The 12,602-nt window shown below is 66.7% G+C and carries 13 protein-coding genes; 6 read left to right on the top strand and 7 right to left on the bottom strand.

The window, feature by feature from the left end; genetic code table 11:
- The first annotated feature begins 23 nt into the window (after window positions 1-23).
- Genes IG196_RS25905 through IG196_RS25895 form a run of 3 tightly spaced genes read left to right on the top strand, consistent with a single transcriptional unit; the run spans window position 24 to window position 2,719 of the window.
- Window positions 24-776 carry a hypothetical protein gene (locus IG196_RS25905; protein WP_192193607.1) on the top strand — a complete coding sequence of 251 codons (753 nt, stop codon included), beginning with the start codon at window positions 24-26 and terminating at the stop codon, window positions 774-776.
- A gap of 37 nt (window positions 777-813) precedes the next feature.
- On the top strand, window positions 814-1,845 hold the full coding sequence (locus IG196_RS25900) for a TRAP transporter substrate-binding protein (RefSeq protein WP_192193606.1): 1,032 nt from the start codon (window positions 814-816) through the stop codon (window positions 1,843-1,845).
- A 28-nt stretch (window positions 1,846-1,873) separates the two neighbouring features.
- Window positions 1,874-2,719, top strand: a complete 846-nt coding sequence (locus tag IG196_RS25895; RefSeq protein ID WP_192193605.1) for a fumarylacetoacetate hydrolase family protein — start codon at window positions 1,874-1,876, stop codon at window positions 2,717-2,719.
- Window positions 2,720-2,775: 56 nt separating this feature from the next.
- Here IG196_RS25895 and IG196_RS25890 read toward each other — a convergent pair whose 3' ends face one another.
- Window positions 2,776-3,246 (bottom strand): hypothetical protein, encoded by a 471-nt coding sequence (locus tag IG196_RS25890; RefSeq protein ID WP_192193604.1) that lies wholly within the window; start codon window positions 3,244-3,246, stop codon window positions 2,776-2,778.
- 93 nt (window positions 3,247-3,339) lie between these two features.
- Window positions 3,340-3,603 (bottom strand): hypothetical protein, encoded by a 264-nt coding sequence (locus tag IG196_RS25885; RefSeq protein ID WP_192193603.1) that lies wholly within the window; start codon window positions 3,601-3,603, stop codon window positions 3,340-3,342.
- A 306-nt stretch (window positions 3,604-3,909) separates the two neighbouring features.
- Between IG196_RS25885 and IG196_RS25880 the strand changes: the two genes are divergently transcribed.
- Entirely contained in the window at window positions 3,910-6,123 is a 2,214-nt protein-coding gene (locus tag IG196_RS25880) for a TonB-dependent receptor domain-containing protein (protein WP_192193602.1), read from the top strand.
- A gap of 33 nt (window positions 6,124-6,156) precedes the next feature.
- On the opposite strand, the gene IG196_RS25875 is transcribed toward IG196_RS25880, so the two are convergent.
- From IG196_RS25875 to rtcR, 5 genes are read right to left on the bottom strand one after another with little or no spacing between them, the layout of a single operon-like run.
- The gene (locus tag IG196_RS25875) at window positions 6,157-7,107 is read right to left on the bottom strand and encodes an ornithine cyclodeaminase family protein (protein WP_192193601.1); all 951 of its coding nucleotides are present in this window, start codon (window positions 7,105-7,107) and stop codon (window positions 6,157-6,159) included.
- The gene (locus IG196_RS25870; protein ID WP_192193600.1) at window positions 7,104-7,970 is read right to left on the bottom strand and encodes an alpha/beta hydrolase; all 867 of its coding nucleotides are present in this window, start codon (window positions 7,968-7,970) and stop codon (window positions 7,104-7,106) included. Before IG196_RS25870 ends, IG196_RS25875 begins: the two co-directional genes overlap by 4 nt.
- Window positions 7,967-8,524: an exonuclease gene (locus tag IG196_RS25865; RefSeq protein ID WP_095746720.1), complete on the bottom strand. Its 558-nt coding sequence runs from the start codon at window positions 8,522-8,524 to the stop codon at window positions 7,967-7,969. Before IG196_RS25865 ends, IG196_RS25870 begins: the two co-directional genes overlap by 4 nt.
- Window positions 8,525-8,560: 36 nt before the next feature.
- Entirely contained in the window at window positions 8,561-9,136 is a 576-nt protein-coding gene (locus IG196_RS25860; RefSeq protein WP_192193599.1) for a hypothetical protein, read from the bottom strand.
- Window positions 9,133-10,755: an RNA repair transcriptional activator RtcR gene (gene rtcR / locus IG196_RS25855; protein ID WP_192193598.1), complete on the bottom strand. Its 1,623-nt coding sequence runs from the start codon at window positions 10,753-10,755 to the stop codon at window positions 9,133-9,135. Before rtcR ends, IG196_RS25860 begins: the two co-directional genes overlap by 4 nt.
- A 507-nt stretch (window positions 10,756-11,262) precedes the next feature.
- Between rtcR and IG196_RS32250 the strand changes: the two genes are divergently transcribed.
- The gene (locus IG196_RS32250; protein ID WP_263864224.1) at window positions 11,263-11,385 is read left to right on the top strand and encodes a hypothetical protein; all 123 of its coding nucleotides are present in this window, start codon (window positions 11,263-11,265) and stop codon (window positions 11,383-11,385) included.
- A gap of 63 nt (window positions 11,386-11,448) precedes the next feature.
- Entirely contained in the window at window positions 11,449-12,600 is a 1,152-nt protein-coding gene (locus IG196_RS25850; RefSeq protein WP_192193597.1) for a slipin family protein, read from the top strand.
- Window positions 12,601-12,602: the final 2 nt, after the last annotated feature.

The raw sequence follows: 12,602 nt of genomic DNA, 5'->3' as shown, positions 1-12,602 counted from the left end.
TCGCTCTCCAAAAAGGAAATCACGTGTCGGAACTCCAACTCTCCCTCCCAGGCGGCTATCGGTTCATTCCGGGCGTCCAGCAGTACTCGGCTGGCGTGGCCGCCGAACCTGGGTTTCGCATCGAGCGCGTGCGGTTCCTGGAGCCCCTGCCCCTGAAGCAGGGCTTTCAGCGCATCAAGGAAATCCTGGAGGAGGCCTCACGTCCGCTGGCCGCCTTCTGCGCGTGCGAACTGCGGTCCCCGGCACCGTTCACCGAACAGGGCTTCGTCGAGTTCAACAACCTCTACGTGGGAACGTTGAAGGACTGGGGGATCTTCATCGGCGACCTGAACCCGGTGGCGCGAAGCAACGTGTGCCCCGCGGTGTCGCCGCCGTCGGAGCCCTCGTTCCATGCGTTCAGCTACACCGTGCCCGACGCCGAGGCGGCGGCTTCGTTCGTGGTGGCCGGCAGTGCCGAAGCGCCGGAAGGCAAGGGGCACTACCGCGACCATGCCGTGCGGCTGGGCGACACCTCGCCGCCCGCCATTTTGAAGAAGGCGCAGTGGGTGCTCGATGAAATGGAGCGCCGCCTGGCATCGCTGGGCTTCACCTGGGCCAGCACCACGGGCTCGCAGCTGTACACGGTGCACGACATCCACCCCTTCATCGCGGACGAGATCGTCAAGCGCGGTGCCGCGCGGCACGGGCTGACCTGGCACTACAACCGGCCGCCGGTGGTCGATCTCGAGTACGAGATGGACTGCCGCAGCGTGCAGTTCGAACGCGTCGCGATCTGATCGCGCGCGGGTCGCCAACCCTCTCACCGAGACACCCATGCCCAAAGCTCTGCCGCATCGCCTGGTCGCCACCTGCATCGTCCTGACCTCGTTCCTGGCGGCAGGCCTCGCCGCTGCGCAGAACATCCAGGAGCGCACCTTCAAGTTCGCCTTCGTCAACCAGAAGGAGCATCCGCAGGGCATGGGGGCGCAGCGCTTCTCGGAGATCGTCGAGAAGAAGAGCGGCGGCAAGATGAAGGTGAAGCTCTTTCCTTCGGGCGTGCTCGGGGGCGATGCCTCGGTCATTGCCTCGCTGCAGGGCGGCACGGTGGAAATGACGATGGCGATCCCGGGCCTGCTCTCGGGCATGGCCCGGGAGTTCTCGCTGTTCGACCTGCCGTTCCTGTTCAACAACGAGAAGGAAGCCGACTTCGTGCTCGATGGCCCGGTCGGCCGCAAGCTGCTGGACAAGCTGCCCGAGAAGGGGTTGATCGGCCTCACGTACTTCGAGCACGGCTTTCGCAACGTCACCAACAGCCGGCGACCCATCGCGCGCATGGAAGACCTGCAGGGCCTGAAGCTGCGCGTGATGCAGATCCCCGTGATGATCGATGCCTTCAGCGCGCTGGGTGCCAACCCGTCGCCGCTGCCGCTGCCCGAGGTCTACACCGCGCTGGAGCAGAAGGCCGTCGACGGCCAGGAAAATCCGTACTCGCTGGTGGAAGCCTCGAAGTACTACGAGATCCAGAAGTACGGCTCCAACACGCGGCACGCGTTCAACCCCGTCGTGCTGCTGTTCAGCAAGAAGCGGTGGGAGCAGTTGTCGGAAGACGAACGCAAGATCCTGCTCGATGCGGCCCGGGAGACGCAGCCCTTCCAGCGCGCCGCCAACCGCGACGTCAACGCCAAGGCCGCCGAGTTCCTGAAGAGCAAGGGCATGGTGCTGACCGAGTTCCCCGCCGCCGAGCGCGAACGCCTGCGCGAGAAGCTCGTGCCGGTCACGGACAAGCACGTCAAGCAGATCGATCCGGCGCTGACGAAAGAACTGTTCTCCGAGCTTGGCAAGGCACGCAGCAGTGCCGCCAGATAGCCAACAACAAACAACCAAGGAATGACGAATGAAGCTGTTGCGTTACGGGCCTGTCGGCCAGGAGAAGCCGGCGATGCTCGACGCGGACGGGCGCTTGCGCGACCTCTCTGCGCACGTGAACGACATCGCACACGAGGTGCTGCTGCCCGCCGGCCTGGCGCGCATCGCCGCACTCGACCCGCAGAGCCTCCCGCTGGTGGAAGGCACTCCGCGCATCGGCGCCTGCGTGGCCGGCTCGGGCAAGTTCATCTGCATCGGGCTCAACTACTCGGACCACGCGGCCGAGACGGGCGCCACGGTACCGCCCGAGCCCATCGTCTTCCTGAAGGCGACCTCGGCGATCGGTGGACCGAACGACGTGCTTGAAATTCCGCGCGGCTCCACCAAGACCGATTGGGAGGTGGAGCTGGGCGTGGTGATTGGAAAGACCGCGAAGTACGTCAGCGAAGCGGACGCGATGGACCACGTCGCGGGCTATTGCCTGATCAACGACGTGTCGGAGCGTGCCTTTCAAACCGAACGCCAGGGCCAGTGGACCAAGGGCAAGTCGGCCGACACCTTCGGCCCGATCGGGCCCTGGCTCGTGACGCCCGATGAAGTGCCGGACCCGCAGCAGCTGGACATGTGGCTGGAGGTCAACGGCGTGCGACGCCAGAGCGGCTCCACGGCCACCATGGTCTACGGCGTGCGTTACCTGATTGCCTATCTCTCGCAGTTCATGAGCCTGCGCCCGGGGGACATCATTTCCACGGGAACCCCACCGGGCGTGGGCATGGGGTTCAAGCCGCCGGTCTACCTGAAGGGTGGCGATGTCGTCACGCTGGGCATCGAAGGGTTGGGCACTCAGCGACAGGTCGCCGCACAGTTCGATTGAAGGGGCGGTGGCAGAGGGCGGCAGCGGGCCGTGATGCGCCTGCTGCTGCCGCTGTGTCAGATCAGCGTGGCGCTCACGCCGCGCTGCACCACAGGCGCGATGCCGGCGTAGAAGAACGCCAGGCTGTCTTCCGGCCCGTTGACGGCGCGCCCGCGCACCTTGGCCATGGCGCAGACACCGACCTGTGCGCTGTCAGGGCCGATCACGAGCACGAAGGGGTTGTCGTCGTCGCCGCGCAGGTAGCGTCCGCCGAACTCGCGGCGTGCAGTTTCGAAAACATAGGCCGACGCCAGGAAGTGCAGGTCGTCGGGCAAGGGCGCCTGCTGCTGGAAGTAGTCTTCGAGCACCTGGTCGACCAGGACCAGCGAGGCTTCGGAATAGTCGAGCGCCGCGCCGTCGATGGGCGTGCCGGGCTGCGAGAAGGCGCCGATGAAGTCTTCGGCCTGAGAGGCCATGCCGGCTTCGAGCGTCGACGGCATTTCTATTTCCGGTTCCTTTTTCTTCTTCAGGAAATCGAACAGTCCCATGGTGCGTCTTGGCCTTTCTCTTGTGGATGGAGGAGGCCGCAGGCTAGCGCAGAACGCGCACGTCGCGAAGACGGGGAGTGCTTGTGATCAGGCCTACACCGCAGCCGACAGCTGCCGCAGCATCACCGACTGCCGTGCTTCTTCAGCGTCGCGCAGGCTCTTCGCGGCGCGCGCCGCGACGTAAGTGACGTACAGGGTCTCGACGGCCCGTGCCCACTCGTGCGCCTTCTGCGACACGCCTTCCGCCTTGACCGGCGACCCGGTGGCCATCGGCGTCGACAGGTCGTCGACCGGATGGGACGGTACCTCGACGCCGGCCTTCCCGAGGATCACGGCTTTCTGAAGGATGGTGAGCATGGACGGACCTCTCTTTTTTCTTGTTCCAGAGTAACGGCGTCCTTCGCGGATCGCTATTCGCCAGATGACGTATCCGCCCCTGAATTCAAGGTGAACTTTTGGCCGCATAGGGTTTGCCCGGGCAGCCGAAAGCAGGGCCTGCACAAAGCGCCATCGGCCTTGCGCAATGTCCCTTCGTTCGTTCTGGATGCAAATAATATTTGTTTGCATTCTCAATACAATTGATGCTGATCAGTTGGTACGCAACAACAACAACGCATCCGAGAGCGGCCCTGTTTTTCCTGCCGTTTTCCGTGGAGTTTTTGCATGTTGTTCTCGCGTTGCGGCCGTCGGCCGCGTCCGTCCTTGCTGGCGCTGGCCGCCGCATCTCTTTTTTCTCCCGCCCTGTTCGCCCAGACGCCCGCTGACCAACAACTGCGCGAGGTCGTCGTCAGCGCGACCGGCTTCGAGCAGGAGCTGAAGGACGCGCCCGCTTCCATTTCGGTCATCACGCGCCAGGAGCTGGAAACGCGCCAGTTCCGCGACTTGGCCGAGGCGCTGCAGAACGTCGAAGGCATCGACGTCGGTGGCTCCACCGGCAAGACGGGGGGCCTGGACATCTCGATCCGCGGCATGCCCAGCGACTACACGCTGATCCTCATCGACGGCCGCCGCCAGAACGTGGCCGGCGACGTCACGCCCAACGGCTTCGGCGCCGCGCACACCAGCTTCATGCCGCCGCTGGCGGCCATCGAGCGCATCGAGGTCATCCGCGGCCCGATGTCGACGCTGTACGGCTCCGACGCCATGGGCGGCGTGGTCAACATCATCACGCGCAAGGTGGCGCGCGAATGGGGCGGCCAGGTCACGATGGAAACCGGCATTCCGCAGGACAGCGACTGGGGTTCGCAGACGCGCTCCAGCGTGTACCTGAGCGGCCCCGTGGCCACCGACCTGCTGGGCCTGACCCTGCGCGGCAACATCTACCGCCGCGAAGCCGCCGACTGGGTGCTGGCACCCGGCCAGGCACAGCCCGCGACGGCCCGCAACCCCGCGCCCGCCGAGAGCCGCCAGCACAGCGTGGGCGGCCGCCTGATGCTCACGCCCAACCGCCAGCACGACATCTGGCTCGACGTCGAATCGGGTCGCAGCTGGTACGACAACGAAGACGGCCGGCTCGGCACGCGCGACGCGGCCGCGCCCAACCGCACCGGCAACAACCCGCCGGGCTACCAGGACGCGCTGCGCTTCAACCGCGACCAGGTCGCCATCGGCCACACCGGGCGCCTGGGCTTCGGCACGGTGGAAAGCAGCCTGATGCACACCACCACCGAAACCGTCGGCCGCACGATTCCCGGCGGCGCCATTCCGCGCAATGCCGCGGCCCGCCGCACCGTGTACTGGCTGAGCGAAGCCGACCGTGGCCGCGAACGCGAACTCAAGACCACCAACCTCGTGCTCGACAGCAAGCTCGTCGCGCCGGTGGGCGACGCCCACGTGCTGACCGTCGGCGGCCAGTGGTGGGACGCCAAGCTGGTCGACGGCCTGCTGCCCACCTCGCAGAGCCAGACCATGTGGGCGCTGTTCGCTGAAGACGAATGGCGCCTCGCACCCGGCCTCACCGCCACGCTGGGCGGACGCTACGACCACCACAGCGCCTTCGGCGGCCACGTGAGCCCGCGCGGCTACCTGGTCTGGGACGCCACGCCGCAGTGGACCTTCAAGGGCGGCGTCAGCAAGGGCTTCCGCGCGCCGCGCCTGAACCAGCTGATCGACGGCATCAGCGGCGTGAGCGGCCAGGGCGCCACGCTCAACATCGGCAACCCGAACCTCAAGCCCGAGACCAGCACCAGCACCGAGCTGGCGGCGCTGTTCAACAACCAGAAGGGGCTGACCGCCTCGGCGACCCTGTTCCACAACAAGGTGAAGGACAAGATCGCCAGCGGCGGCGACTGCAGCGTGGCGCGCATCTCCAGCTGCGTGGTTGACCCGACCGCCAACTACGCGGTCAACGTCGACCAGGCCAAGACCTGGGGCATGGAACTGAGCAGCCGCGTGCAGCTGACCAAGGCCTGGGGCCTGAAGGCGGGCTACACCTGGACCGACAGCGAAGTGATCGAAGGCGGCGTGAAGAACGGCAAGCTGGCCGACACCGCGCGCCACCTGCTGCATGCGCAGGTCGATTGGAACCCCGACGCCAAGTGGCGCTTCTGGCTGCGCGGCGAATACCGCGGCAAGAGCCCGCGCTTCACCGGCGACCCTGCGCGGCTGACGGGCAACAACCTGGCGATCTACCGCGCGGTGGGTGACATCAAGGCGTACCACCTGTTCCACCTCGGCGGCTCTTATCAGGTGTCGAAGAACGTGCGCCTGAACGCCAACATCAACAACCTGTTCAACAAGGACTTCCGCAAGTTCCAGCAGGTCAACCTGAGCGGCACCTCGGCCTGGGTCAACGAGTACTTCCAGGGGGGCGCGTCGGTGGCGGGCACCACGCCGGCCGGACGCACGATCTGGCTGTCGGCGAACGTGACGTTCTGAGATTGACGATGGCCGTGGCGGGCGGCGCGGGCCTCAGGGGTCCGTGCGCGCCTGCCACACCAGCGTGGCTGCGCTCAGGTCTTCGAGCGCGCTGCCCACGGCCTTGAACACCGTGCGCTCGGCATCGCCGGTGCGCCCGGGCCGCGCGCCGCGGCACAGCTCGGCGAGCGTGCCCTGCACCGCGTCGGCGCGCAACGTGCCGGCCGCGATCGCGTCGAGCAGATCGCCGGCCTTCTGCAGTGCCTCGGGCGTGTCGATGAAGGTGCGTGTGTTGACGAAGCATTGCGCGTCGGCTTCGCGCATCGCGGGCGTGAAGCTGCCGATCAGGTCGAGGTGCGCGCCCGGTGCGAGCCATTCGCCGCGCACCAGCGGCGTGGTCGCCAGCGTCGCGCAGCTCACGATGTCGGCGCGGCGCACGGCCGCTTCGAGGTCGGTGCCGACTGCCTGCGCGTTCCAGCCTTCGGCACGCCATTGCTCGGCCAGCGCTTCGGCGCCTTCGGGCCGGTGGTTCCACACCCGCACCTCGTCGATGGCGCGCACGCTCGCGTGGGCCGCGGGCAGCATGCGCGCGATGCGGCCGGTGCCCAGCACCAGCAGCTTGCGCGCATCGGCGCGGGCCAGGAACGAAGCACCCAACGCCGACGCGGCCGCCGTGCGCCGCGCCGTGATCTCGTTGCCATCCATCATCGCCAGCGGCACGCCGGTGCGCGCGTCGTACAGCACGTAGGTCGCGTGCAGCCCGGGCAGGCCGCGCGCGCCGTTGCCCGGAAAGATGTTGATCGTCTTGATGCCCAGAAAGCCCGCGTCGCTCCACGCCGGCATGATCAGCACCGTGCCGCGCGTGGCCGCATCGCCGCCGGTCTCGATGCTGTGCACGTGGCGCGGCGGCACCTGCGCCTCGGCCGCAAAGGCGGCGCGCAGCGCGGGCACGAGCCGCTCGAAGCTCAGGGGTGCGCCGGTGGCGGCTTCGTCGAAATGTTTCATGGGCGGGAAGGCAGCGCCGGAGCGCTGTCGAAGAAGGTGGTGAGGGCTTGCCGGTACGTCGCGGCGAAGCGCGGCGCCGCCATCGGTTCGAGGTGGCCGGCGCCCGGCACCTCGATCAGCTGCTTGGGTTCTTTCGCATCGGCCAGCAGGCGCTGCGAGTGGCTGTGCGGAATCACCATGTCGGCCGTGCCGTGGATCAGCAGCAGTGGAATCGGTGCGATGGCCGCGACGAACTTCGAGGCGCCGTAGTCGTCGCGCACCAGCAGGCCGGCGCCCGGCAGCTTGTCGTTGGCGATGGAGCGGTACGAATAGAAGGTCGACTCGATCGCCACCGCCTTCACGCCGGCCCGGTTGCCCGACCCCACGGCCGCGATCGCGTTCGTGCCGCCCAGGCTCTGCCCGAAGACGAACAGCCGTGACGCATCGACATCCGCGCGAGCGCGCACGTGGTCGAGCGCGGCGTTCGAATCTTCGAACACGCCCCGGGGTTCGGGCGCGCCGTCCGACTCGCCATAGCCGCGGTAGTCGAACACGAAGACGTTGTAGTCCTGCGCGGGCAGCCACGCCACGAAGCGCCAGTGGCTGCTCATGTTCTGCGCGTTGCCGTGGAAATGCACCACGGTGCCCTTGGCCGCCTTCGGGTCCGGCCGGCCCGCGGCGGGAATGAACCAGCCGCTCAGGCGCGTGCCGTCGGCGCTGGTGAAGCGCACGTTCTCGTAGCGCAAGCCCAGCGCGTCGGGCGTTTCGTAGCGCACGCGGTCGGGGTAATAGAACATCGACTGCACGCAGCCGCCGAGCAGGAAGAGCGGCAGGGCGGCGAGCGGCAGCTGCCACCAGCGGCGCGCAGGCGAGGTCGTGGTCATGCCTGCCGGCTTTCGGCGAGCATGTTGCAGAAGAGCGCGCCTTGCTCGATGGCGTCGTCCAGCGCCACGTGCGTGTGCGGCAGCCCGGCATCGAACCAGCGGCGCGGCATCGCGCGCTTGGTGCTGTCGCGGTAGCCGATCTTCAGCAGCGCCATCGCGAAGCTCTTCATGTCGAGCGCCGAATGACTGAACGGGCTCTCGCCCGCAAAGCGCATCAGGTACCAGTAGACGAACAGGAAGTCGAAGCCCGCCGGGTACGCCACGAACACCGGTCGCGCCTTCAGGCCCTTGAGCCACGCCACGTAGTTCTTCATGGCATGCGTCGGGTCTTGCAGGTCGGTGCGGCACGCGGCCCAGGCCTCGGGCTGGGTCTGCCACCAGGCAGCGGTCTTCGGATCGGCCTCGGCGCCGGGCAGCGTGTGCAGGTTGGCGCTGAAGGTGGACACCAGCTGCTTGTCGGCCGTGTAGGCGGCCGAGCCGAAGCTGAGCATCGAGTGCGGGCCGGGAATGGGGCCGTCGGTTTCGACGTCGGTGCTGATGTAGATCTCGGTCATGGGGTTAAGAATCGGATGAACTTGGTGGCCCTGTGCTTAGAGGAGGGGCGCGGCTGGGGATGCACGGCGCGCCGCGACGCTGCATGCAATCCAGGAGAGCACAGCCCCCATCGCCAGGCAAATCGAAACGATCAGTGAAATTTGCTTTGAGCGTTCGATCTGCGTTGCATAGCGCTCGTAGGAAATGATGGGGCCTTGTGGCCCTGTGACCGCGACGATCTGTCCACGCCAAGTACTGAGAGTGAAAGTGTCGCCGGCACTGCGGATGTTGGAGATGTCCTGCTCGGTGACATGCAGTGGCTCGGCGAACTGCATATAGATCTCTGGTCGAAGCCGCTGTATCAGTGGATTTTTCTCTTGGTCGTTGGCCATTCCGATGCCGTATCCGCCGTCGAAGTTGGTGCTCCCCGCGTAGCGGCCGTCACGACTTCGGGTTTCGGTGAGCTTGCCCAAATAGGAAATCGTGGAGGTCTGATGACTGAGATCACGAGCTTCGGGGGATCGGATATCTGCACGGTACTTGAATGCGCCGCCAGCGAGTGCCAGGAGAATGAAGGCGACGATATGCCTGTTCTTCACGGTCCAAGTAAGAAACGCCCTGATCTTGGTCATGTAGTTTCCTGAGCGTTCATGGTCTGGCTCCATTCGAGTTTGAATTTCGCCAGATATTTTCGCAATCGATCTGCATCGTTGACCACGCTGCGCCGCTCGCGTGTGGCCTGGAACAGGCGTCGCCCTGCGTCCGAAAGGCTGCGGGACTGGCGACACACGCGCACCACCGCTTCGAGCTGCAGGCGATCGAACAGGTCGAGCGCGGCGAACTTCTCTTCGCCGCGCAGGGCTTCCAGGTCGACCTCATCGTCCACCGCCACCGACGCGCCCGTGCCTTCGTGCTTCCACAGCCAGCGCAGCCGCGCGATCTCCGCCTCGACCAGCGCGACCGCGATGCGCCCGCCGTCAGCCAGCGTCGCGAGCCGCGTCACGCTCGCCGACAGGTCGCGGAAGTTGCCGCGCCAGAGCGCCTCGCTGCTTTGCGCAAAGCGCAGGTAGGCCGTGCGTGCCTCGGCGTTGAAGCGCACCACGCGGTGGTTCTCGGCCGCGTGCAGGGCCAGCAGGTGGTCGAGGTTGGGCTCGATGTCTTCGGGCCGTTGCGCGAGGCCGGGCAGGTCGTAGGTCCACAGGTTGATGCGCGCGAACAGGTCTTCGCGAAAGCGCCCCTGCGCCACGTCGCGGCGCAGGTCGCGGTGGGTGCCGGCGATGAGCTGGAAGTCACTCTCCACTTCCTTGTCGGCGCCCACGGGGAAGAAACGCTTTTCCTCGATGGCCTTGAGCAGCATCGCCTGTTCGTCGAGGCCCAACTCGCCGATCTCGTCGAGAAACAGCGCGCCCTGGTGCGCGGTGCGCAGCAGCCCCGCGCGGTCGCTCGCCGCGCCGGTGAACGAACCCTTCTTGTGCCCGAACAGCGTGGACGCCGCGCCGTCGCCGCGCAGCGTGGCGCAGTTCACCTCGACGAACGGCCCCGTCACCTGGTGGCGCGCCTGCTTCAGCTCGAACATGCGGCGCGCCAGGAACGACTTGCCCGCGCCCGTCGGCCCCACCAGCAGGATCGGCGCGCGCGAGCGCACGGCCACGCGCTCGATCTCGTCGATGAGCGCGTTGAAGCGCGCATTGCGCGTTGCGATGCCGCTCTTCAAAAAGGCGACCGCGTCGCGCTGGTCGGCGTCGAAGCGGCGTGCAATCGGGTCGTAGCGCGACAGGTCGAGGTCGATCAGCGCGACCTTGCCCGCATCACCCTGGCGCTGCTTGCGCGGCGGCGAGGTCTGCGCCAGCACGCCCGGCACCACGCGCGATTCGGACAGCAGGAACATGCAGATCTGCGCCACGTGCGTGCCCGTGGTGATGTGCGTCCAGTACTGCTCGCGCTCGGGCTGGAAGGGGTAGGCGCGCGCCCAGTCGTACAGGCGCGTGTAGACCTCGCCGAAGTCCCACGGGTCTTCGAGGTCGAAGGGCACGAGGTTGACCGTGGTCTCGGGCGACACGGCGGCGATGTCGGCCTTCACCACCTCGGCCAGCGCCGTGTGCTTGCGCGTGTGCAGCAGCTCGAGGCGCGCGACCACCATGTCGTCGTGCTGCGCGAGCGAGACCGTGGGGCGCCACTTGTTCCAGCGGCCCGCGCCCTGGCCGGCATCGAGCTGGGTGCCGAGGAATCCGATGACGACGATGGGTTTCATGGATAAAAGACTAGCTCAATTTCTAGGAAGTTCCTGAATGCTAGCAAGAGATGGGCGCCGTGTCACACAGAGCGAAGAAGAGGTTTCCCTTGCAGATCAATGACTTGCGTCGCCGTCGCCCGGTTTTCTGCCGCGCCGTGAGCAAGTTGGCACGCTCGCTGCAATAGAGAACGGGTCCGGATGCAGTTCATCCGCTCCCAGGTGCCGCATCACAGCGGCCCGGTGCCGCAGGCCAGACCTGTTCTTGGGTCCGCGGTATGCCGCTGTTGAACTGCGTTGGTCACTGGACTTGTTCCAGTCTGCTCATGGCGGAGCACTGCGCTAACCACGCGGCGTGGCGGGTTCGATTCCCGCAAACAACCTTCGGCGGTGTTCGCACCGCCGCTTTGATGGGGGCGAAAGCCCCACCGCCCCGGCACACCGGAGCGAGGCGCAGGGCAGGGCCCGGCCGAGCGACACCGTGCCAGTGCAGGCGGCTTGCGCATCGCGCGTTCTGCAAGGAACCGCATGCAGCCATCGACGCAGAAGGAGGCGATGGCGCAGCCACCGCACCGACCCGTCGAGCGCTGCGTTGCTGACCTCGCAAGCCACGGTGCCCGCCGCCTGCCCTTCGTGGGCCCCTATGCCTGATATTGAAACGTAGACGAACAACAAACGACAACCGCAACGAAGAAGAAGAGAGAGGAAGAAAAAATGCTGGGATTCACCCCATTCACCGTGAAGAAGAACGAACGCGTGCTGCTGCTGCGCAATGGCGACTTCGATGGCCTGTATGCCGCTGGCAAGTACCGCGTGTTCACGGGTTTCGACACCGTGCAGCTCGAGCGCTTCTCGCTGGTCGAACCGGCCTTCGAGCACGAGCTGGCCGACTACTTCCTGGCGCGCGAGCCGCAGCTGGTGCAGCGCGAGTTCGTGCAGGTGTCGCTGGGCGAGACCGAGGTCGGCCTGCGCCATGAAGACGGCGTGCTGGTGCAGATCCTGCCGCCCGCCACCCGCAAGCTCTACTGGCGCGGCCTGCGCGAGCAGCGCGTCGACGTGATCGACGTGGCCGCCGATGCACGCCTGCCGGCCGAGCTGCTGGCCAAGCTGCAGAGCGTGGCGCTGCGTCCGCGTGCGGTGCAGGGGCTCGAAGGCGTGCTGCTGGTGCAGGTGCCCGAGTTCCACGCCGGCGTGCTGACCCTCGAAGGCCAGATGCAGGCGCTGCTGCCGCCGGGCAACCACGGCTTCTGGCGCTTCAACCGGCAGGTGGCCGTGACCAGCGTGGACCTGCGTTCGCAGATCGCCGAAGTGAGCGGCCAGGAAATACTCACCCGCGACAAGGTGGGGCTGCGGCTGAACCTGTCGGCGGTGTGGCGATTTGCCGATGTGCGCCAAGCCCTGGCGCAGATGCCCAAGCCGGCCGAGCATGTGTACCGCGAGCTGCAGTTCGGTCTGCGCGCGGCGGTGGGCGAGCAGACGCTCGACGCCCTGCTGGAGAACAAGTCCGCCATCGACCAGACCGTGCTGGCGCAGGTGCGTGAGCGGCTCGAGGGTTCGGGCCTGGTGCTGGAGAGCGTGGGCGTGAAAGACATCATCCTGCCGGGCGAGATGAAGACCATCCTCGCGCAGGTGGTGGAGGCCGAGAAGTCGGCCCAGGCCAACGTGATCCGCCGCCGCGAAGAAACCGCGGCCACGCGCTCGCTGTTGAACACCGCGAAGGTGATGGAGGGCAACCCCGTCGCCTTGCGCATGAAGGAACTCGAGACGCTGGAACGCGTGGCCGAGCGCATCGACAAGATCTCGGTGATCGGCGGCCTGGACCAGGTGCTCAACGGACTCGTGACGCTGCGGCCGAACGGTTCCTGAGC

The sequence above is a fragment of the Variovorax sp. 38R genome, from assembly GCF_014843395.1.
Taxonomy (GTDB): domain Bacteria; phylum Pseudomonadota; class Gammaproteobacteria; order Burkholderiales; family Burkholderiaceae_C; genus Variovorax; species Variovorax paradoxus_H.
The sequence above is the reverse complement of the archived record's forward strand: the minus strand, read 5'-3'. Positions and strand labels throughout refer to the sequence as shown.